Annotated in this window: 20 protein-coding genes and 1 pseudogene; 17 read left to right on the top strand and 4 right to left on the bottom strand. The window is 35.0% G+C overall.

Going from position 1 to position 23,555, the window contains the following annotated elements:
- Nucleotides 1-171: 171 nt before the first annotated feature.
- Nucleotides 172-2,055 (bottom strand): molecular chaperone DnaK, encoded by a 1,884-nt coding sequence (gene dnaK, locus H8R24_RS13395; protein ID WP_187019808.1) that lies wholly within the window; start codon nt 2,053-2,055, stop codon nt 172-174.
- Between the two features lie 483 nt (nt 2,056-2,538).
- Here dnaK and H8R24_RS13390 point away from each other — a divergent pair, with 483 nt between their 5' ends.
- From H8R24_RS13390 to H8R24_RS13310, 17 genes are all read left to right on the top strand, one after another.
- Nucleotides 2,539-3,228: a DUF2461 domain-containing protein gene (locus H8R24_RS13390; RefSeq protein WP_187019810.1), complete on the top strand. Its 690-nt coding sequence runs from the start codon at nt 2,539-2,541 to the stop codon at nt 3,226-3,228.
- Between the two features lie 139 nt (nt 3,229-3,367).
- Nucleotides 3,368-4,129, top strand: a complete 762-nt coding sequence (locus H8R24_RS13385; RefSeq protein WP_187019813.1) for a patatin-like phospholipase family protein — start codon at nt 3,368-3,370, stop codon at nt 4,127-4,129.
- Between the two features lie 267 nt (nt 4,130-4,396).
- A complete protein-coding gene (locus H8R24_RS13380; RefSeq protein ID WP_187019815.1) occupies nt 4,397-5,125 on the top strand; it encodes an LOG family protein in 729 nt (242 codons plus the stop codon).
- 182 nt (nt 5,126-5,307) lie between these two features.
- Entirely contained in the window at nt 5,308-8,055 is a 2,748-nt protein-coding gene (locus H8R24_RS13375) for a gluzincin family metallopeptidase (protein WP_187019883.1), read from the top strand.
- Nucleotides 8,056-8,241: 186 nt separating this feature from the next.
- On the top strand, nt 8,242-10,650 hold the full coding sequence (locus tag H8R24_RS13370) for an alpha-ketoacid dehydrogenase subunit alpha/beta (RefSeq protein ID WP_187019817.1): 2,409 nt from the start codon (nt 8,242-8,244) through the stop codon (nt 10,648-10,650).
- Nucleotides 10,651-10,744: 94 nt separating this feature from the next.
- Nucleotides 10,745-11,431 carry a peptidoglycan DD-metalloendopeptidase family protein gene (locus tag H8R24_RS13365; RefSeq protein WP_187019819.1) on the top strand — a complete coding sequence of 229 codons (687 nt, stop codon included), beginning with the start codon at nt 10,745-10,747 and terminating at the stop codon, nt 11,429-11,431.
- Nucleotides 11,428-11,904 (top strand): hypothetical protein, encoded by a 477-nt coding sequence (locus tag H8R24_RS13360; protein WP_187019821.1) that lies wholly within the window; start codon nt 11,428-11,430, stop codon nt 11,902-11,904. Before H8R24_RS13365 ends, H8R24_RS13360 begins: the two co-directional genes overlap by 4 nt.
- A gap of 30 nt (nt 11,905-11,934) precedes the next feature.
- Entirely contained in the window at nt 11,935-12,456 is a 522-nt protein-coding gene (locus H8R24_RS13355) for a hypothetical protein (protein WP_187019823.1), read from the top strand.
- Nucleotides 12,457-12,644: 188 nt separating this feature from the next.
- Nucleotides 12,645-12,797, top strand: a complete 153-nt coding sequence (locus H8R24_RS13350) for a lmo0937 family membrane protein (RefSeq protein WP_187019825.1) — start codon at nt 12,645-12,647, stop codon at nt 12,795-12,797.
- A gap of 26 nt (nt 12,798-12,823) precedes the next feature.
- The gene (locus H8R24_RS13345; protein WP_187019828.1) at nt 12,824-13,102 is read left to right on the top strand and encodes a YtxH domain-containing protein; all 279 of its coding nucleotides are present in this window, start codon (nt 12,824-12,826) and stop codon (nt 13,100-13,102) included.
- Nucleotides 13,103-13,298: 196 nt separating this feature from the next.
- Nucleotides 13,299-13,766 (top strand): nuclear transport factor 2 family protein, encoded by a 468-nt coding sequence (locus tag H8R24_RS13340; protein ID WP_187019830.1) that lies wholly within the window; start codon nt 13,299-13,301, stop codon nt 13,764-13,766.
- A gap of 3 nt (nt 13,767-13,769) precedes the next feature.
- Nucleotides 13,770-14,216, top strand: coding sequence for a DUF1572 family protein (locus H8R24_RS13335; RefSeq protein ID WP_187019832.1), 447 nt, complete (start codon nt 13,770-13,772; stop codon nt 14,214-14,216).
- A gap of 321 nt (nt 14,217-14,537) precedes the next feature.
- On the top strand, nt 14,538-16,280 hold the full coding sequence (locus H8R24_RS13330) for an APC family permease (protein WP_187019834.1): 1,743 nt from the start codon (nt 14,538-14,540) through the stop codon (nt 16,278-16,280).
- Nucleotides 16,281-16,323: 43 nt separating this feature from the next.
- Nucleotides 16,324-17,133, top strand: a complete 810-nt coding sequence (locus H8R24_RS13325) for a mechanosensitive ion channel family protein (RefSeq protein ID WP_187019836.1) — start codon at nt 16,324-16,326, stop codon at nt 17,131-17,133.
- A 3-nt stretch (nt 17,134-17,136) separates the two neighbouring features.
- Entirely contained in the window at nt 17,137-18,039 is a 903-nt protein-coding gene (locus H8R24_RS13320; protein ID WP_187019839.1) for a mechanosensitive ion channel family protein, read from the top strand.
- Nucleotides 18,039-19,268, top strand: coding sequence for a cation:proton antiporter (locus H8R24_RS13315; RefSeq protein WP_187019841.1), 1,230 nt, complete (start codon nt 18,039-18,041; stop codon nt 19,266-19,268). Before H8R24_RS13320 ends, H8R24_RS13315 begins: the two co-directional genes overlap by 1 nt.
- 111 nt (nt 19,269-19,379) lie before the next feature.
- Nucleotides 19,380-20,195 (top strand): transporter family protein, encoded by an 816-nt coding sequence (locus H8R24_RS13310; protein ID WP_187019844.1) that lies wholly within the window; start codon nt 19,380-19,382, stop codon nt 20,193-20,195.
- A 114-nt stretch (nt 20,196-20,309) separates the two neighbouring features.
- Here the strand turns inward: H8R24_RS13310 and H8R24_RS13305 are convergent, their stop codons facing one another.
- From H8R24_RS13305 to H8R24_RS13295, 3 genes and pseudogenes are all read right to left on the bottom strand, one after another.
- Nucleotides 20,310-21,353 (bottom strand): o-succinylbenzoate synthase, encoded by a 1,044-nt coding sequence (locus H8R24_RS13305; protein WP_187019846.1) that lies wholly within the window; start codon nt 21,351-21,353, stop codon nt 20,310-20,312.
- A 191-nt stretch (nt 21,354-21,544) separates the two neighbouring features.
- Nucleotides 21,545-22,747, bottom strand: a complete 1,203-nt coding sequence (locus H8R24_RS13300; protein WP_187019849.1) for a tetratricopeptide repeat protein — start codon at nt 22,745-22,747, stop codon at nt 21,545-21,547.
- A 124-nt stretch (nt 22,748-22,871) separates the two neighbouring features.
- Nucleotides 22,872-23,549 (bottom strand): annotated as a pseudogene (locus H8R24_RS13295) (metal-dependent hydrolase).
- Nucleotides 23,550-23,555: the final 6 nt, after the last annotated feature.

Raw genomic sequence — 23,555 nt, 5'->3', positions numbered from 1 at the left:
AAAAAGGAGTAGAAATCAATAGATATCTACTCCTTTTTAGGTCTTAATTTATTAGAAACACTTTTTCAGTGCCCTCCATAAGTGAACGGTTTTTGTATGTATTGTAGAGACGGACTATAATCTGTCTTTTTCATGTTAAAGACGGACTGCTGTCCGTCTCTACATAAAAAATTATTTTACTTCTTCAAACTCTACGTCTTCAACATCATCTCCTTGAGCAGCAGCTTGTGGCTCTGCAGCAGCTTGACCTTGTTCTCCTTGAGCGTACATAGCTTCAGTAGCAGTTTTCCAAGCAGCGTTGATGTTATCAAGTGCAGTTTGAATAGCTGGAATATCTTGAGATTGGTGAGCCATTCTCAATTCAGTCAATGCATATTCTACAGCAACTTTATGATCATCAGCTAATTTATCTCCTAGGTCTTTCAATTGCGTTTCAGTTTGGAAGATCATTCCATCTGCTTCGTTCAATTTTTCAGCTCTAGATCTTGCAACTTTGTCAGACTCAGCGTTAGCTTCAGCGTCTTGTTTCATTCTTTCGATTTCTTCAGATGTTAATCCAGAAGAAGCTTCGATACGGATATCGTGAGATTTTCCAGTTCCTTTATCAGTTGCCGAAACTTTGATGATACCATTTGCATCAATATCAAAAGAAACCTCAATTTGAGGAACTCCTCTTGGTGCTGGTGGAATACCGTCTAAGTTAAAACGTCCAATAGTTTTGTTATCAGCAGCCATTGCTCTAGCTCCTTGAAGAACGTGAAGTTCAACAGTTGGTTGAGAATCTGCAGCTGTAGAGAAAACTTGAGATTTTTTAGTTGGAATAGTAGTATTAGCTTCGATTAAGATAGTCATAATTCCACCCATAGTTTCAATACCTAAAGATAAAGGTGTAACGTCAAGTAACAATACATCTTTTACATCTCCAGAAAGAACTCCACCTTGAATAGCTGCTCCAATTGCAACAACCTCATCAGGGTTAACTCCTTTAGACGCTTTTTTACCAAAGAATTTTTCAACTTCTTCAGCAATTCTTGGCATACGTGTAGATCCACCAACTAAGATAACTTCGTCAATATCAGAAACAGATAAACCTGCATCTTTCAACGCTCTAGCCACTGGTGCCATAGAACGTTTCACTAATGAATCAGTTAATTTTTCAAATTGAGCTCTAGATAATTTTTTAACTAAGTGCTTAGGTCCTGAAGCTGTAGCCGTTACGTATGGTAAGTTGATTTCAGTTTCAGTAGAAGATGATAATTCAATCTTCGCTTTCTCAGCAGCTTCTTTTAAACGTTGTAATGACATTGGGTCAAGACGCAAGTCAATTCCTTCTTCAGCTTTAAATTCGTCAGCCAACCAGTCAATAATTTCGTGGTCAAAATCATCTCCACCTAAGTGCGTATCTCCATTTGTAGATAATACTTCAAAAACTCCGTCTCCTAATTCAAGAACAGAAATATCAAATGTACCTCCACCTAAATCGTAAACAGCAATTTTTTGATCCGTTCCTTTTTTATCTAATCCGTAAGCAAGTGCCGCAGCAGTTGGCTCATTGATGATACGCATTACTTTAAGACCTGCAATTTCACCAGCTTCTTTAGTCGCTTGACGTTGTGCATCATTAAAGTAAGCAGGAACAGTAATAACTGCTTCAGTAACTGTTTGACCTAAATAGTCTTCAGCAGTTTTTTTCATTTTTTGTAGCGTCATTGCTGACAATTCTTGAGCAGAATATAAACGACCATCAATATCCACACGTGGTGTATTGTTGTCTCCTTTTACAATCTTGTAAGAAACTCTTTTTGCTTCAGCCGAAACTTCACCAAAACCTTGTCCCATAAAACGTTTAATAGAAGCAATTGTTTTGGTAGGATTTGTTACCGCTTGTCTTTTTGCAGGATCTCCCACTTTAATTTCTCCACCTTCAACAAAAGCGATGATAGATGGTGTAGTTCTTTTTCCTTCTGCATTAGGAATAACAACTGCTTCATTACCTTCCATTACAGAAACACAAGAGTTTGTCGTACCTAAATCAATTCCGATTATTTTACCCATTTTTAATATATTTAATTTAATGTATACTCGTTTTTATTACTTGCTGACTGTAAAGCAATCTTTGTGCCAACACAAAACCCCCTTGCCAATTGTCAGTTTTTGTTAAAATGGCGGAAAATAATCTGCCATCCTGACACTCTTACCCTACTGCCATTGATAAAATCATAAAAACAAACTGTCAGTTTCTTAATAATAAGAGGCATCTTCCCGCTCCCGAAAGCTTTCGGGACGCTATATCTTTATGTTCTTAAATAAAGAACATAAAGAATATCGCTGCTATCGGGGCTATGGTATTTATAGTTCAAAAATAACCTAATGAAATCTATTAATAAAATTTCGAAATCACAGCGCTTTTTCAATAACAAGTTAACTAAAATGAAAGTTTGATTATATTTACAACTTCCATAACTAGACATGAGAACTTCATGATGAAGTCTGTGTTTGAAATCTCCAATTGAAAAGCCATCTAGACAACAATTAAAAATGAACAATACCGCAATACTTCCAAGCAGCATTTCTTTTTTGAACGACTTAGCTACTAACAACAATAGAGACTGGTTCGCAGATCATAAAGAGAGCTATCTTGATGCACAAAACAACATGATCAATTTTGTAGCGCAACTGATTGAACTTATGAATGCACACGACGCGATCGAAAATGCCTCTGCCAAGAAAAGCTTGTACCGTATCTACAACGATGTGCGTTTTAGCAAAGACAAACTACCGTATAAAGTTCGCTTTGCCTTTAGTTTACAACGTTCTTCTAAAGCGAAAAGAGGTGGCTATTATATGAATATTCAACCGGGGAATAACTTCTTGGCTTGCGGCTTCTTCTCTCCTAACCCTGAGGATTTAAAAAGAATCAGGAAAGACATTGAACTTAACCCTGCCCTATGGCGCAAACTACTCCATGCAAAACCTATCAAAGATAATTTTGGCGATTTGACTGGTAATCAAGTACCCACATTCCCCAAAGGTTTCCCTAAGGATCACGAAGCCATTGATTTAATACGACACAAACAATTCATACTACGTCACAGTTTTACAGATGCCGAAATTCTGGCGCCTGATTTGGTTTTAAAAGTAAATAGTATCTATCAAACTGTGCGACCGTTTTTGGATCACTTAAGCATTGTTCTCACAAACGACTTGAATGGACAAAGCCTACTATAAGCAACAAACTTATACAACCGCTCTTTAACTGTAGCAAAAACCATCTATATTTCCTTAAATCATATTTAAACTATTACCTGATAAAACTAAAAAATTACTTAATTTAGTCCAAAACAATTCATCTATTCAATCAACAGTTATGAAACATAAATTAGGCTTAGTGTTGTCTGGTGGCGGCGCTAGAGGTGTTGCTCATTTGGGTGTTATGAAAGCTTTAGAAGAATTTGGAATAAAACCCTCTATCCTTTCAGGAACCAGTGCTGGTGCTATTGCCGCAGCCTTTTATGCCAAAGGATATTCAATTGCTGAGATTTTGTCGATCATTAAAAAAGGACATTTTTTTAGTTTTTCTAATATCTTATTTAAAAAACAAGGCTGTTTTTCTATGAAAGGATTTGAAAGCATCTACGCTAGGTACTTTCCTACCAACTCTTTTTCTGAATTAAACATTCCTATTCATGTGGCAGCAACTGATATTTTAAAAGGTGAAATTGTTTATTTTTCATCTGGTGATCTCTCAAAGTCATTGATGGCTTCCAGTTGTGTTCCAGTTGTGTTCCAGCCTATCCAATACAACAACACTTATTATGTAGATGGGGGTGTTTTAGACAATTTCCCTATTGAACCATTATTACATCAATGCGAGCAAATTATTGGCATATCAGTGAATTCTATAAAAACCGAACTAACAGAGATTCACATGAACAACATACTGGATCGCAGTTTTCACTTATCATTAAGCAGTTCTGTAAAGGATAAAAAAGGGAAATGTGACTTATTTATTGAACCACCAGATATGAGTCAGTTTGGTCTTTTTGACATCAAGCGCATCGACCAAATCTATCAATATGGTTATGAATATGGTTTGTCATTAGAAAAAGAAATAAAAGCTTTATTCTAAAACTAGCCTTAGTACTATAGCTCTAAATACTATATTTTTAAAAGACTGGTTATCAAAGTAATTAGCTAAATCACTGGAAAAAACCTACCTAAATTAAAAAAATAAGGATCGAGAAACCTTTCCTTTTTTGAAAAAAAACGTAATTTAGTGTTCCGGATTTATAGCCCTGATTGAAACGGCATCCTTTTACTTGCTCCTTTAGCAAGTAAAAGATATAGTGAAAAGCAGGAAATAGCTCCAAATAATAATAGTATAAAAATACATACAATGAGATTAGAAGATTTTGACAATGACGAAGATAAAGTGATTCAAGACCACTTAAAACAAAAAACTTGGAATGAAATAAGAACTAATGACAGCTGGGCGATTTTTAAAATCATGGCCGAGTTTGTGAATGGTTACGAAAACATGGGACGTATAGGTCCGTGTGTGTCTATTTTTGGATCGGCGCGTACTAAACCAGAAGATAAATATTACTTACTTGCAGAGCGCATTGCCTACAAGATAAGCAAAGCGGGCTATGGTGTGATTACTGGTGGTGGTCCTGGAATTATGGAAGCCGGAAACAAAGGGGCGCATCTAGGCGGAGGTACATCGGTAGGATTGAATATCGTGCTTCCCTTTGAGCAGCATTTTAACCCTTATATTGACAGTGATAAGAATTTGAATTTTGATTACTTCTTTGTTAGAAAAGTAATGTTTGTTAAATATTCTCAAGGTTTTGTGGTGATGCCAGGAGGTTTTGGAACAATGGACGAACTATTTGAAGCGATGACTTTGATACAAACCAAAAAAATTGCGAAGTTCCCTATCATATTAGTTGGGAAAAGTTTCTGGTCTGGATTGATTGACTGGATCAAAACTGTTTTAATTGAAAAAGAACATACGGTGGGGCCAGACGATTTGAACTTAATTAAAATCGTCGATACCGAAGACGAGGTAGTAGAAGTACTGGATACCTTCTATAAAAAATACAAATTAGAACCTAATTTTTAATACTTAAAAGAGTTGTACGAACAGCTCTTTTTTTATGCCTTATTTTTAAAGTTCTTATAAATATGCGTATATTGGAATCTTAATCAAACAGCTATACATCAATGAGAATAGGTATTAAAATAGCGTTTATTTCTTTTTGTCTATTGACCTCTATACAACAGTACGCACAACACCGTTCCCAAATGGTTGTTGAAGTTAATATGGACACTAAAATGCTAACGGTTCAACAAGAAATAAACTATTTTAATGAATCGGATGATGTTTTGAACACCGTTGTTTTGAACGACTGGAACAATGGCTACTCAAATGTAAAATCTCCACTGGCCGAACGCTTTTCGGATGAGTTTTATCGTGGGTTTCATTTGGCCAAGGAAGAAGAAAGAGGACGTACAGATAACCTTACCTTAATTGATGATCAAAAACTGTTCTTGAGCTGGCTGCGCACAGATGACGATCCCGATGTGATTCTAGTAACGTTAAGAAAACCGCTTGCTCCCAATGAAAAAACGACCATTCATCTCACCTATACCGTAAAGATACCTTCGGACAAATTTACGAGATACGGCTATGATACTGCTGGCGGTATGAATCTTAAAACATGGTACCTCACTCCTGCCCGTTATATCAATCACCAATTTGTTAAATATGCCAATGAAAATCTTGATGATAGTGCAAATGCGGTATCAAACTTTGATATTGAATTAAAAGTACCCAAAGGACTGGCTGTAACTACTGATTTGAATGCTACGGAACCAACAACTGATGATGCCTTTGCTGTTTACAGACTTAGCGGCAAAAATCGTGTGAATTTTAGCCTTTTTATTGAACCCATAACTAGTTTTAAGAGTTTTAAAAGCAATACGGTTGAAGTGATCACCAACTTTCAAGAAAACAAAATCAGTATTCCTGAGCAATCTATTGTTATCAATTCCATCATAAATTACGTAAACGAGCACATTGGCACTTATCCGTTTGAAAAAATTGTGGTTTCACAAACAGAGTATGATCGAAATCCTTTTTATGGACTCAATCAACTGCCTTCATTCATCAGTCCATTCTCAGACGAATTTACTTTTGAAATTAAGTTTCTTAAGACCTATTTGAATGTGTACTTAAAAAACAGTTTGCGCGCAGACATAAGAAAGGAAGGCTGGATGTATGACGCTATCCAAGTCTATACGATGATGAAATACATTGACATAAACCATCCCAACAGCAAAATGCTAGGCAGCGCAGCAAATTTTAAATTATTAAAAAGCTTTCATTTAACCAACTTGGATTTTAACGAGCAATACAGCTATTTCTATATGCTTATGGCACGCAAAAACCTTGACCAAGCCTTGGGAGATCCAAAAAACACACTTGTAAAATTCAACGAACAAATTGCCAGCAAGTATAGAGCTGGTCTGAGTTTGCGCTTTTTGGATAGTTATCTAGAAAAACAAGCTGTTGACCATAGTGTAGAACAATTTTACAGCTTGAACAAAGAAAGACAAACAGCCGCCGCTGACTTTGAAAACCTATTAAAAACCAACGCATCGAAGGATATCAATTGGTTTTTTGAAACCATCATCAAATCAAGAGCTGTAGTCGATTACAAATTTGCAAAAGTAGCACGAACTAAAGATTCCATCTATTTTTCTCTCAAAAACAAAACTGGAATTGTTGTTCCTGTTCCTGTATATGGTATAAAAAAGGGAGATGTGGTTTTTAAAAAATGGCTAGAACCTACTGCTAATGATAGTACATACAGGATGAGCCGAAATGAAGCCGATAAAATCATTCTTAATTACAAAAATGAAGTTCCTGAGTACAATTTAAGAAACAACTGGAAGTCGCTCAAATCTTTTTTTCCAAATAACAGACCAATTAAGTTTGTTTTCATGAAAGATCTAGAAGATCCGTATTACAATCAAATATTGTATGTGCCTAGCCTAGGTTACAATCTATATGATGGCTTTTCGCCAGGCTTGCGCTTGCATAATAAAACCATCTTAGAGAAACCCTTTATATTTGACATCAACCCTGCCTATTCTACTAAAACAGAAACATTCTCTGGTTCAGGCGGACTATCTGTTAATCAAAACTATAGGGATGGCGCTTTATACAATATAAAATATGCCTTTTCTGGATCTTATTTTCACTATGCTCCTGATGCTTTTTATTTAAAGTTAAACCCTACCATAAGTTTCCGATTTAGAGAAGCAAACTTTAGAGACAATAGAAAACAGTTGCTGCTTTTAAGACAAGTAGTCGTTAATAAAGACGAAAGTAAAATTGTGGTTAATAATTCTAGTATCAATTACTCCGTTTTCAATGCCAAATATTACGATACTAAAACAGAAGTAACCAAACATCTCGCTTTTATGGGCGATGCACAAGTTACTAGTAACTTTGGAAAACTTGCAACAGAGCTGGAGTACCGCAAACTATTTGAAAATAATAGACAAATCAATTTACGCTTATATGCTGGTGCTTTTTTATACAATACCACCAACTCTGATTATTTTAGCTTTGCATTAGATAGACCAACCGATTATTTATTTGATTACAATTATTACGGTAGATCCGAAGACAGCGGCTTTTTTAGCCAGCAATTAATTCTTGCCGAAGGGGGATTTAAATCAAGACTTGCGACACCATTTGCCAATCAATGGATCAGCACTATTAATGGAGGTTATACCATTTGGAACTTTATAGAAGCCTACGGCGACATCGGGCTACTTAAAAATAAATACCAAAAAGAAACCTTTTTATTTGATAGCGGAATACGCTTGAACCTAGTAACTGACTACTTTGAGGTCTACTTCCCCGTTTATTCGTCAAACGGTTGGGAAGTAGGTCAGAAAAATTACAATGAAAAAATTCGCTTTATTATCACTTTATCACCAAAAATATTATTCAATTTATTTAATAGAAAATGGTTTTAATTAAATAGTTTCAAATCGTTATATTGAATTATATTTAACAAAATTAAGTAATTAGTAATTATTATTGATATTTTATTTATTATAAGGGATTTTATTTGTTAATAATTAAATTATATTTATTTCAAGGAACTATGATAATAGACAGTTTTTAATTAAATTTGTCCCGCTAAGTAATCCTTTTCAATTATGATAAAAGAAAAATTAAATTCGACATTAACTTTCGAAGATTTCAAAACCGAAGTTTTAAACGATTACAAAATCGCGATCACAAGTAGAGAATGTAGTTTATTAGGTCGTAGAGAAGTACTGACCGGTAAGGCTAAGTTTGGTATTTTTGGTGACGGAAAAGAAGTGCCTCAACTGGCTATGGCTAAGTTTTTCAAGAACGGAGATTTTCGTTCGGGATACTACCGTGACCAGACTTTTATGATGGCGATTGGGGAATTAACAATAGAACAATTCTTTGCCGGTTTATACGGTAATACAAATATAGAACAAGAACCCATGTCGGCAGGTAGACAAATGGGAGGTCATTTTGTTACACATAGTTTAAACGAAGATGGTTCTTGGAAAAACCTAACGAAACAAAAAAATTCTAGTGCTGACATCTCTCCTACTGCTGGGCAAATGCCACGCTTACTAGGTTTAGCACAAGCTTCAAAAATTTACAGACAAGTACCTGGCATTCCTAATAAAGAGAATTTCTCTGTAGATGGAAACGAAGTTGCTTGGGGAACAATTGGAAACGCAAGTACATCCGAGGGTTTGTTTTTTGAAACAATTAATGCTGCTGGTGTATTACAAGTTCCCATGGTTGTTAGCGTATGGGACGATGAATACGGAATTTCAGTACACGCGAGACACCAAACAACTAAAGAGAACATATCAGAAATCTTAAAAGGATATCAACGCGATAAAAATGATGATGGATACGAGATTTTAAGAGTAAAAGGATGGGACTACTCTGACCTTATTGCTACTTATGAAAAAGCATCGGCTATTGCTCGTGAAAAACACGTTCCGATATTAATACATGTAAACGAATTAACACAACCTCAAGGACATTCTAGCTCAGGATCTCACGAGAGATACAAAGATGCTGATCGTCTTGCATGGGAAAAAGAGTTTGACTGTATTCGACAAATGAAATTATGGATGATCGCAATCAATATTGCATCACCTGAAGAAATAGATGCAATTGATAACAATGCTAAAAAAGAAGTCCTAGAAGCTAAAAAAGCTGCATGGACTACTTTTATCCAACCGATTGTTGAAGAACAAAAAGAACTGGTTGCATTACTAAACAATATTGCTCAAACAAGTGCCAACAAAGACACTATCTTGAAGCACGCCTCGACTTTAAATCGCATTAAAGATCCTTTGAAAAAAGAGATCTTAGTAGCTGCTCGCAAAACATTGCGACTGATCTTTAATGAAAGTGGTAAAAATGAATTATCACAATGGATTACTGACTTTACCGCTAAAAACCAATACAAATTTAGCAGTCACTTATATTCTGAATCCGATTTAAATGTGTTTTCTGCCAAAGAAGTAGTACCAGTTTACTCTACTGACAAAAAAGAAGAAACAGATGGTCGAATGATCCTACGTGATAACTTTGATGCTATTTTTACAAAATACCCTGAGGCATTAATCTTTGGTGAAGATTCTGGAAATATTGGAGATGTAAACCAAGGTTTAGAAGGAATGCAAGAGAAGTATGGCGAATTGCGTGTGGCCGATGTAGGTATCCGCGAAGCAACCATAATAGGTCAAGGAATTGGAATGGCATTGAGAGGATTACGTCCTATTGCCGAAATTCAATACTTGGACTATTTACTGTATGCAATCCAGATTATGAGTGATGATCTTGCTACATTACAATATAGAACTGTAGGTAAACAAAAAGCACCACTTATTATTCGTACCCGTGGACACCGTTTAGAAGGAATATGGCATTCTGGTTCTCCTATGGGAATGATTATCAATGCTGTTAGAGGAATCCACGTTTTAGTCCCTAGAAATATGACTAAAGCAGCTGGTTTTTACAATTCATTATTAGAATGTGATGAACCTGCATTAGTAATTGAATGTTTAAATGGTTACCGCTTAAAAGAAGAAATGCCGTTGAATTATGGAGAGTTTAAAACTCCTATTGGACAGGTAGAAACACTTAAACAAGGAACGGATATCACCTTAGTCTCTTATGGATCAACATTGAGATTAGTTGAACAAGCTGCCAATGAACTATTAGAACTAGGAATAAGCTGTGAGGTAATTGATATTCAATCCTTATTGCCTTTTGATGTTAATCAAGATATTGTAAAAAGCATTAGTAAAACCAACCGCTTACTTGTAATAGACGAGGATGTACCTGGTGGAGCGTCGGCTTTTATCTTACAGCAAATTATAGAACAACAAGATGCTTATAGTCAACTAGACAGTAAGCCTCAAACATTAACAGCAAAAGCACACAGACCTTCGTACGGAACAGATGGAGATTACTTCTCTAAACCTTCTGCCGAAGATATCTTTGAAAAAGTTTACGCAATGATGAATGAAGTAAACCCTTCAAAATTCCCAAGTTTATATTAGATACAATCTTAAATAAAAGTTATAAAGCCAACCTAAATTTTTTAAGTTGGCTTTTTTTATTTTATTTTAGTCAACCTTACAAAAACACCACAAAATGACAGCTTTAGAACAACTATTACAATCCATTCCAGACGTTAAAGTAATTGCCGATGCGGTATCGCTCAACCAATACACCCCACTAGATTTATCCGTTTCGAATGCTAAACTATTAGAGGAATCACTGGGAACGTCAACGGAATTCGAAACATATATAGAACGTTATTTAGCGCAGAACAATGCCAAAGTAGCTTTTGGTGGATACAATGAAGAGCGCAATCTGTACAAGCGATCTACCATTTTTAAAGACGATGCAATAGACGAGCGCAACATGCATATTGGCCTTGATTTATGGATAAAAGCAGGAACACCTATTCTAGCGGCGCTAGACGGTAACGTTCATAGTTTTAATTACAACAGCGGTTTTGGTGATTATGGACCTACAATCATTCTAGAACATAAGGTCGAAAATCAGGTTTTTTATACTTTATACGGCCATTTATCGTTAGAATCTATAGAAAATCTAGAAATTGGAGCATTTTTCAAAAAAGGAGAAACAATTGCTACACTTGGAGCAGCAGCCGTTAATGGCGATTATTCTCCACACTTACACTTTCAAATTATTGATGACATCCAAGGCAAATTAGGTGATTACCCTGGAGTGTGTAGCAAGAACGATTTGGCCTTTTATTTAGAAAACTGCCCTGATCCTAACTTACTTTTAAAATTAAATACTCCCAAATGAAAAAATTAATTCTAACCTTGAGTATCATTGTATTTGTTGGGTGTAAATCAAAAAAAATAGACACCCCCGTTATAGAGGAAGCTAAAACCGTCAAAATTGCCCTGTCTGAAACAAGTTCTTTTCAAAAAGACAGAGCTTATGAATTAGGAAAGCGTATTTTAATGACTTGTAATACCTCAAAATTCAAACCTTTTACAGAAGCTGAGGCAACAACATCCGTTATCAACAACATTACCTTAGAAAAGCTATCCAAAACTTGCGCAAAATACCGCCAATGGTATGGAACTTTTAAAGATTTACAGTTGATCGAAATTTACAAAGATGCTGATAAAAACACCCTGATTTTTAGATACAAGGCACTTTATTCGAAAAAAGTAGCCAACAAAGAACTAAGAGTCTATATGGATGATACCAATAAAATAGCTGGAATCAAGTCGATGGACTGGATTGATTTATTCGAAAAAAAGCAATAATACCACAACCGTATTCAACAAAAGAAAGCAATGAAAAACAAAATCCTTCTGCTCCTACTCCTCATTTCTGTAGCCGCATCCAGTCAGAACTCGATGACGCTAACCGGAAGTAAAAACTACAAAGCAACTCCAGATTGGAGTTTTATTTCAGATACTTACGCACTAACAGGTATAGTTCATGTTCAAATTGCAAAAACAGACACTAATGGAATCCTAAAAATTGCAGTTGAAACAACAAATCCAAAATTTCTCGTTTCTGGTACGGTTTATGTGTATTTAACTGATAATACGATAATAACCTGCTCTGATAAAGGGAACACTGCCATGAATGGCAATACGATCATTGGGTATTATAATTTCTCAAATTCAGAAATGACCAAATTAAAAACAACCAATATTGATGCTGTTCGTTTTAATATAAAGGGAAACTACACCAAATTTGGTAGTCCGTTTGGGAATTTCACAGCCTACAATAAAACAGCGAAATTTGAGTCTAAATACAATACAAATCAAAAGAACTACGAAACCGCCAAAGAAATAAAGGCTTTATAAATAAGCAATACTGAATTTAATGCCGGTTTGACTATGCCATAAGAGCATATTTTATAACGACGCAACGCTAAAAGTGTAAATACTATAACATTTAAATAAAGTTGTATAACAGCTTCGATTACTAATTTAATGACCTTTGAAGTATCTAAAAAACAGAAACTTGTACTAACTTATTAAATTAAAATCGCATGAACAACATACTTTACACCGTAGCAGTCATTTTGGTTATTTTATGGGCAATTGGATTCTTTGCATACAGCTTAGGTTCCATAATACACATTCTCTTAGTAATTGCAATCATTGCTATTTTACTAAGAATCATTCAAGGAAAAAGATTATAAAATAATAACATATAAAAACAAACATCATGAAAAATAACAAAGTAATACTAGGAGTTTTAAGCGGGTTTGCAGCAGGAGCAATATTAGGAATTTTATACGCTCCAGATAAAGGCGAAAAAACTAGAAAAAAAATCAAACGCAAAAGCCAAGACTATGCTGACGATTTAAAAGACAAATACGAATCTTCGATTGAAACTCTTTCTAAGAAATACGAGACGTTAAAAAAAGACAGCAAAGAGCTAATAGCCGAAGGAAAGTCTAAAATTGACAGTGCCAAAAAACATTTAGAAAACTCAGAAAACTAGTTTTCACTGCACCATTTTAGTACCTAACTGAGATTACAAAACAGCTCTTTTAATGCAATTTATGCACTAAGAGAGTTGTTTTTTTTTGCTTTTGCTATAGCACTGACAAATAATCACCTCTATTCCTACAAATTGTATGGCCTTTCTACCGTTTTAACAAAAAAAACAGTAGTTTTACTGCTCACTCTTTTTTGACATGAACGAAAATCAACAATTAGTTACTAAATTCTATACCGCCTTTGCAAATGCAGATGCCGAAACGATGTGTAAATGCTACCATCCTGAGATCAAATTTAGAGATCCTGTTTTTGGACTATTAATGGGCGACCAAGTTAGTGATATGTGGAAAATGCTTATCGCTAAAAGTAAAGGCAACATCAAAATTGAATTCTCTAATATAGAAGCAGATCAATATTTAGGTTCTGCTAAGTGGATTGCTACCTATAATTTTAGCAAAACCAATAGAGAGGTCATTAACCATGTGGGTGCGCAATTTCATTTTAAAGACGGTTTAATCATAAAACACACTGATGATTTTGACATCTGGAAATGGTCCAAACAAGCTTTAGGACTTCCTGGCTTGTTATTAGGTTGGACTGGATTTATGCATAAAAAAATTCACGATAATGCCTTATTGTCATTGAAACAATATCAAAAAAAGTGATCAATGAGCCTAACTACCCTACAAACATTATTTAATCGCGATCTAAACCGATTGAAGGTCGAAATTGAATTGTACCAAAACGATGCTCAAATTTGGGCTGTTGACAAACAAGTATCAAATTCGGCAGGGAACTTATGCCTGCATTTAGTAGGAAATCTCAATGCCTACATTGGTAGTGCTCTAGGAAAAACGGATTATATCAGAAACAGACCTTTGGAGTTTTCCTTAAAAAACATCGCTACATCAGACTTACTGCTACAAATTGACAGTACAATTTCGACTATCACCACAACTTTAAATTCCCTGACCGAAGAAGATCTTCAAAAAGAATACCCTATCATCGTTTTCGAACAAAAAACTTCGACTGAATTTATGCTGATCCACTTAACGACTCACCTTGCCTACCATTTAGGTCAAATTAATTACCATCGCCGTCTTTTGGATCAATAATCACTTTTTTCTACCTAAATTCCATTCTCTTTCATGAATTAGATCTCGCATCTCTAAAAAAAACGAGTCTAAATTGACAGAACATTAAATATAGCATTAGTTATCAATACATTAAACACTAATCAATTATTTTAACCTGTTTTTATTTCGTCAAAATTCAATTACGGTAATAGCAAAAACAACCTCGTACCCTTTCATACTCCATTCAGAGATCGGTATTGAGTCAAAAAAGGATTTTATATACTTATTTGAGATTGTCCTACAAATGCTTATCTTGCAATCCATATTCGAAGATAATTAGTGAGTTAAAATTAAAAAATAATGAAAGAAATAGTACATAAAAAATTAAACGAATTACAAGCAACAGCGATATGCGGGAATGACATTAGTTCCTCTTGTCTTTACGTATCAGCCTTAACTATCATGTATGCTGGACAATACGCTTGGATTTCATTATTACTAGTTGCTGTTGTATTATTTTTATTTAGAAAAATATATGGAGAAGTAGTAGGTGCCTTACCATTAAACGGTGGTGCATATAACGTTCTTTTGAACACCTCTTCAAAAAGGCTAGCCTCAGTAGCGGCAACATTGACAGTCCTATCATACATGGCAACGGCGGTAATTTCTGCTTCAGAAGGAATGCATTATTTACATAATATTGCTCCTGGCATCAATATCACAATTGCAACTGTAATAATCCTACTGCTTTTTACTGGATTAGCAATCATAGGAATAGGAGAATCGGCGATTGTAGCGGTAGTTATTTTTATTACACACTTAACGACCTTAACTTTACTAGTCGTAGCTTCCGTTTGGTTTATTTTCATGAACGGACTAGATGTTTTTCATCTAAATTGGAGTTTACCCATAACCTCTGGCACAATCGTTAATGCTTTATTTTTAGGTTTCTCGGCAGCCATGCTAGGGATTTCTGGATTTGAGAGTTCAGCTAACTTTGTAGAAGAGCAAGAAATTGGCGTTTTCCCAAAGACACTTCGCAACATGTGGGCTATTGTTAGCTTTTTCAATCCCGTAATTGCTTTATTGCTTATTTGTATTATTCCATTAGCTCAAGTTGGAGAGCATCAAGAGTCATTACTTGCTTTCTTAGGTGAAACGACTGGTGGATCATGGCTGGCTTATTTAATTTCAATCGATGCTGTACTAGTACTTTGTGGAGCTGTATTAACTTCATTTGTTGGGGTTTCTGGATTGTTAAACCGTATGACATTAGACCGAATCTTACCCAATTACTTTTTAAAACAAAACAGTAGAGGTTCTAACTATAGAATAATTATCACTTTCCTAATCCTATGTGTTTCTGTTTTATTTGTTACAAAAGGGGATATCATTGCATTAGCAGGTGTGTATACCTTCTCGTTCTTGGCTGTAATGGGATTATTCGGAATTGGAAATTTATTATTAAAATTCAAACGTAAAAAATTACCAAGACCAGAAAAAGCAAGAGGAATTGCCGTTGTGGTTGCTGTATCATTAATTGTAGCTGCCTTTGTAGGAAATATACAATTGAATGTAGATTCATTTTATACCTTCATCAAATACCTAGTTCCTTCATTACTTTTTATTGCAATCATGCTTAATCGTTCGTTCTTAATTCACGTTTTGATCAGTGCTTTGGAATATTTCTACAAGCCATTGCGTAAAATGGTGATTTTTAGTAATCGTTATTTATTAAAAATGAACCTAAAAATCAATATGCAAGAGCTGGTGTTTTTTACCAAAGGGGATGATGTTGCGATACTGAATAAAGTAATGCAATATGTTCAAAATAACGAATCGACTAAGAAACTTAAAATTGTAAACGTTAAGAACGATGGCACATCCAATGATTCATTGATTGTCGATTTAAAAGTTTTAGACCGTGCTTATCCAGAAATTGATATTGAATTCATTGAATTAGAAGGTGAGTTTGGTCCAAAAATAATTGACGAATTATCCGAAAAATGGAATATCCCAAAAAACTTTATGTTTATTGGTTCTCCAGGAGATCGTTTCTCATACCGAGTTTCAGAACTTGGTGGCGTGCGATTGATCATGTAATTCTCTTTTTCAAAATAAAAATTAATTTCTTTTCAAATAACTAATGAACGAGCTATTAAATTATACTCTTTTTCAAGATGGACAATTCACCATCAAAGTTATTACGCTATTAAATTTATTTGCTTTTATTGTTGTCACAGCTATCATTTTAAAAATAGCTAAAAAAACAATTTACAGAGTAGAGAAAATTGATATTGCCAAGAGATACTCTATTTACAATTTAGTACGATACTTAATCATTGTTGTCGCTATTTTAACAGGCTTACAACTGTTTGGATTTAACTTATCTGTACTTGTAGCCGGTTCGGCAGCATTGATGGTGGGTGTAGGTTTAGGATTGCAAAATCTCTTTAGTGATTTTGTTTCTGGAATTATATTACTGGTTGATTCCTCTGTGAAAGTAAATGACGTTATTGAAGCTGATGGACTTATTTGTATCGTAAAAGAAATCAATTTAAGAACAACAACTGTATTAACTCGTGATGATAAATACATTATTTTACCCAATTCAAGTTTAACTTCTAATCAATTAATCAATTGGACACATAATGATCTTGCATCTCGATTTGAAGTACATGTAGGGGTCGATTACGCATCGGATGTTAAACAAGTGATGCAGGTTTTAAAACAAGCGGTCGACCAACAAACTGGTATATTAAAAAGCCCTAGCCCGTTTGTACGCTTTACGGATTTTGGAGATTCTTCTTTACAGTTCTGTATCATCTTCTGGTCAGAAGATGTTTTTAGAGTTGAAAATATAAAAAGCGAAATGCGAATAAAAATATTTGAATTATTTAAAGAAAATAAAATTACAATTCCGTTTCCACAAAGAGTATTACACATCAATAAATAAGATATGGAAGAGCAAATCCAAGAATACCTATACAATCCCACCGTGGGGAAAATTGTCACCTTTCTTGTGGGCGTTGCTTTAATCTGGACCCTTATAAAAGTACTTCAAAAAAGGCTATTTGTAAAAATACAAAACAATGACAACAGATACAAAGCCAAAAAGCTTAGCTCTTTCATTGGCTACCTACTCACAATTGTTTTTCTAACGGTTGTTTTTAGTGATAAACTAGGAGGTTTCACTGTAGCCTTAGGGGTCGCTGGTGCAGGAATCGCTTTTGCCTTGCAAGAAGTAATTGCGTCGTTTGCCGGATGGTTAGCTATTATGTTTGGTGGTTTTTATGACACTGGAGACCGCGTACAATTAGGAGGTATAAAAGGAGATGTTATGGACATAGGCGTTTTGCGAACTACCATTATGGAAACTGGACAATGGGTGGACGGTGACTTATACAACGGCCGAATTGTACTCATCGCAAATAGTTATGTATTCAAAGAACCCGTGTTTAATTATTCTGGAGATTTTCCTTTTTTATGGGACGAAATCAAGATTCCTATTCAATATGGAAGTAATTACGACATGGCTAAAGAACTCATTCTAAACATAGGAATAGAAGTTGCAGGTGATTTGACCAATACATCAAAAGAAAAATGGCATTCACTACAAAACAAATACCGCTTAGAAGATGCACAAACAGAACCTATGATTTCGCTAGTTGCAAATGATAACTGGGCCGAATATACGCTACGTTATGTAGTAGGTTATAAAAAAAGAAGGGCTACAAAAACAGCCTTATTCACTAAAATCTTAACCCAAATTGAAGCTTCAAACGGTCAAGTAAAAATGGCTTCGGCGACTTTTCATCTTGTACAAGCACCCGATTTTAACATAAATATTAATAAACAATAATGGACTTATTTCACCTATTTTCTATACTGATTGTATTATCAGCTGGATTTGCTTATATCAATTTCAGAATTTTAAAACTCCCTAATGCCATAGGCTTAATGCTTGTGTCTTTAATTTTCTCTTTCTTTATTCTTATTATGGGATACTACTTCCCTTCATTTAAAGAAGACATTGCTATAAAAATGGACAGCATCAATTTTAGTGAATTATTACTAGAGAGCATGCTAAGCTTCATGCTTTTTGCTGGAGCAATTCATATCAAATTTAAAGATTTAAATAATGAAAAACTAAGCATCTTACTATTCTCAACTATAAGTGTACTAATCAGTACTTTTATCATTGGGTTTGCTTCTTATTATTTACTAAACTTCATGGGGGTTCAAGTAGAACTAATCCATGCAATGCTATTTGGAGCACTAATCTCCCCTACTGACCCAATTGCCGTTCTAAGCATCTTAAAAAGTGCAGGAGTATCTAAGTCCTTAGAAACAAAAATTGCTGGTGAATCCTTATTTAACGATGGTGTAGCGGTAGTTGTTTTTATTACGATTCTACAATTAGCTAAGCCAGGAGCGGATCTAAACGTTAGTAGTATTTTACTCTTATTTGGTCAAGAAGCCATAGGTGGTTTAGTGCTAGGTATTGTAATTGGTTATATCGGTTACAAACTAATTGCCAGTATAGACAACTACCAAGTAGAGGTTTTAATCACACTAGCAGTGGTTATGGGTGGTTACACACTAGCACATTATACACATGTATCTGGACCATTAGCTATGGTTGCTGCTGGTTTAATTACTGGTAACCACGGAAAAATTCACGGAATGTCTGACATAACAGCCGAGTATGTAGACAAATTTTGGGAATTGATTGATGAAATACTAAATGCTCTTTTGTTCGTTTTAATCGGGCTAGAATTATTAGTAATTCAAACCAATCAAAAGATACTTTTCGCGGCAATTATCATACTCTTTATCACATTAGCAACAAGGTACATTTCGGTTTACATTCCGTCAATAGCCGTGCGATTGAAAGAAAAAATAACACAAAAAACAATTCTAATCCTGACATGGGGAGGTCTTAGAGGCGGAATCTCTATTGCTCTTGCCTTATCGATCAATCCAGAATATAATAAAGACATTTGGGTTACCATTACATATGTAATTGTATGTTTCTCCATTTTAGTACAAGGAATGACAATTGGGAAGTTTGCTCAAAAAATGAAATAATCAACTCAATTACGCCACCAAAAAACCGTTTTAAAAATTAAAACGGTTTTTTTTTACTTCAATTTGTCAGGAAACCAAAAAAGGAACGTCTGATCATTAAAACAAACTATTATGAAAAAATACATTCTATTATTCAGCCTACTCGGTTTACAATTTGCAAATGCTCAAGGTCCTTGGACAAAAGAAAAAGGGAAAGCATATGTTCAACTAGGAGTTTCTGGATTGTTTTACAACCAAGCACAAATCGATGGAAACAAAGTAGCTATAGATGGTGATTACAGTGACGTTACTACACAACTATATAGTGAATACGGAATTACTAATAATCTTGAAGCTTTACTTGTTATACCTATGAAGTTTGCGAGTTACACTGGTACAACTAGTAACACAACGCAAAACCTTTCAGGACTAGGGAATATAACCTTAGGTCTTAAGTACAAACTATACGACAAAGACTGGAAAATAAGCACCGGTTTGCAATTTCAAGCCAATACCTCTAAATTTGACAGCAGTACAGGTCTAAGTACTGATTTTGATGCTAGTTCATTTATCCCATACGTTAGTGCGGGTTCTAGCGCAGGAAAATGGTATTATTTTGCCAATGTAGGTTATGGATATATGACCAATGACTATTCGGACTATTTTAAGATGGGTGCTGAAGTTGGGTACCAAATCATCCCAAAAGGACATTTAATATTTGCTCTAGACACTAAAAATCCTGTTGCAAAAGAAAGCGCCTTTGCTAACAATAACAATAGATGGCCATCATACCTAGACCGCCAAACTTATAACGCAGTAGGTCTAAAATTTAATTATGAATTTATTCAAAATAAATATGGTGCAAACTTCTCTACATTTGGAGCATTTGGAAACAACAACGCACCACTTGCACCCTCTATCAATTTAGCCGTTTATGCTAAATTATAACAGACTCAATTTATTTATACCAAAGGTTAATTCACCTAAAAAAACGCGTTTTATTGCTATAAAACGCGTTTTTTTTTAGGTCTACTACCAGTCAGTTTCGACTAGATAAAAGACTTATAAATCCTTAAAATCAAAACTCCATTTTTTAGTTTGATCGTACCACAACTGCCCCTGAGAAACCTGCAACGGACTATCAAAATTATTAGTATACAAAGCTCCCGTTCCCAGTCCTTGTGGCATTATGTTATCTTGTAAAAAGGTCCATTGTGCAATTGCATTCAAACCAATATTACTCTCTAAAGCCGAAGTGATCCACCATCTAATATTATGCCTTTCGGCTAATGAAATCCATTCTTGCGTACCTTTAAAACCACCCACAAAACTAGGTTTCAAAATGATGTATTGAGGCTTTATTTTAAGTAGTAAATTTTCCTTTTCTTCGAATAAAAACACCCCTATCAGCTCTTCATCCAAAGCAATAGGCAAAGGAGTCGTTTTACACAGCTCTGCCATCCTGTCAGTATTGTTTTTTTGAATCGGTTGCTCGACACTATGTAATTTAAATTCAGATAGTTGAGTTATTTTATTTAAAGCTTCGTTTGAATCAAAAGCACCATTAGCATCCACTCGTATTTCCACTTGATCTGGACTAAAATTAGCCCTAATAAAGGCTAATAATTCTAATTCTTTATCAAAATCAATCGCTCCAATTTTTAACTTTATACAACTAAAACCTTGCGCTAACTTTTCTTCAATTTGTTCTTTCATAAAAGAAGGGTCCCCCATCCAAACGAGTCCGTTAATGGGTATAGATTTTTTCCCCTTAGTAAACTCAGACGGAAACAATTCAAACGGTGTTTCACTCACCAAAGATTGAAAGGCCATTTCGACTCCAAACTGTATCGAAGGAAACTCGATTAATGTCTCCCAAAGATGGTCTATGCCTAAATGAATATTATCGCAAGTCCATTTTAATTTGGCTTCATAATCCGGTCGATCATCAATGCTCAAACCTCTTAAAATGCCACACTCTCCTATTCCCTTTTTACCATCCTTTTCCAGAACAATAAACCAAGTTTCTTTTTGAGTCAATACGCCTCGAGATGTTCCTGAAGGACGTTTAAAATCGAGTAGGTATTTATGATAGGTAGCTTTCATTTTCTATGATTGGGTTTTAAAAATAATGATTCGTTAAGCAAGAACTAAATGTTTTTTTTTAAAGATATAAGTCATTTGAGAATATTTCTCGCAAAGTTCTTGATAATAGTAACCACACAAAGTATACCAATACAAAAAACAACTACTACGATCCATACTTTAAACTTAAATGATTTATATGATAAAGAAGCCTATCGCTCTAACAACTTCAATACTTTATCAAAATCAGCTGATGGTAATCCTAGTTTTTTAAATGTAGCGAAGTCCGTGTTTATTTTTTGAATCCAACTTACACTATCGGTTACATTTTGCGTTTCGTATTCTTTATAGATTGCTTTAGCTGCTCTGTAATCGTCATTTAATAAGTAGGCATGCGCTAAATTGAGTTTGACTAGTAATTCAGTATCGTCAAGCTTCTCCCCTTCTTTCAATGCCTTGATTGCTTTACCGTACTGCTTTGTTAAAAGGTAAGTATAACCAATTGCACTATAATCCAAGGCTGAGGCTTTGCCATCATTGATTATCGCATTGTATTGCGCAATTGCGTTGCCATAATCCCCTTTTTTACTAAAATTAGAGGCTTGTAGGCGTAAATTATCTAAAACAGCCTTAGAACCGTTCATTTCGCTAAAACAACTATTCCCATAATCCTTGTACGCTTTAGCTTGTTCTATTGCTAATAGTTTTTGGAATTCTTGAAATTTATATTGTTTTTGGATTTTTTCTTCTAAGCAAATACAAAAGTCATCCGAACTACTAAGTTTTCTAGCCAAAGCGGATGTTTTGCATTGATTGATTACGTATTTTCTGTTTTCTAAAGTCCATCCTCTACTAAGTTTAGTATCTACCCACGGCACTACTTCCAAGATGATTTTTTGCTTCATGATCCAATTGGAGCTTTCGAAACCAAACCATAAATTGGCAGTATTTGCCTGCAAACAGCTCGATTTATCAATAGACAATCGTCTCGCGTCCTTGCTTAGCGGTACTTCTTGATACACGCAAGCTTTATCTGTTTTACCGTCTTTTTGATACGCAGTCGCCAGGTCGTTTGTCGAAAAAACAGCGTATTTGCATTTGTCACTTCCTGAAATTTTGGACATGATAAAAACAGCTCCCGCCGATCCTTGACTGATTCCTGTAGGGTCTGGAATGGCTTTTAAAAGCGATACTAAACTACCTGCCAATTGTTGATTTTCATCAAGAATAGTGATGCGATAGATCAACTCAGTTGTTCCTACAGGGAAATCATCCGATTTGACAATCATTTTCTCGCCAGCCAAAACAGTAATTTCTTTGGTTGTCGCTCGCTCTTTGTCCCAATAGCCTTCTTTTTGCGCAAAAGCCGTCTGGTAAAAAATGCTAATTAATAGCAGTAAAATTATTTTTTTCACGTATGGTTTATTTAAATGTACAAATGCCCTAGCCCAGATAGCAGTGAAAATCCTTTTCTTGTTTTTCTTTAAAACAAGAAAAGATTGTAACGAATAGCTGGAAATAGCTCCATACTTTTATAATTTACAATTCGATACTATCACCTATTTCTAGTAGCATTAAATCTTTTTCTTTATCGAAGAACTTTTGAATACTTTGCTTGTGATCAATTTTGATATAGCCGAAGGTGTCGTAATGGTACCCTAAAATTTTATCACAATCCAAAAAGTCTGAAGCGATGATCGCATCCTCGACATCCATAGTAAAATTATCGCCAACAGGGAGGATTGCTAAATCTAATTTGGTACGCATTGGGATTAACTTCATATCCATTGTTAAGGCCGTATCACCAGCGATATAAATATTTTTATGCTCGCCCTCAATTACAAAACCACCTGGATTCCCGCCATAAGTCCCATCAGGAAAGGAACTAGAATGAATAGCACTTACATATTTCACTTTTCCAAAATTGAATGTCTAACTTCCGCCGTGATTCATAGGATGTGATGTAAAGCCTTTGTTAGCATAATAAGCCGCGATTTCGGCATTAGAGACAATGACCGCTCCTGTTCTAGTAGCAATAGACTCGACATCCAGAACATGGTCGCCATGTGCGTGGGTTATTAAAATATAATCGGCTTCTAAAGTTTCGATATTAATATGTGCCGCCAATGGATTAGCAGTAATAAAAGGATCGACCAAAACGTTCATTCCTCCTACTTTAATCCCTAAAGATGCGTGTCCGTAATAAGTAATTTTCATAATTTA

Origin of the sequence: Flavobacterium muglaense, from assembly GCF_014305155.1 — a bacterium.
Taxonomy (GTDB): Bacteria; Bacteroidota; Bacteroidia; order Flavobacteriales; family Flavobacteriaceae; genus Flavobacterium; species Flavobacterium muglaense.
The sequence above is the reverse complement of the archived record's forward strand: the minus strand, read 5'-3'. Positions and strand labels throughout refer to the sequence as shown.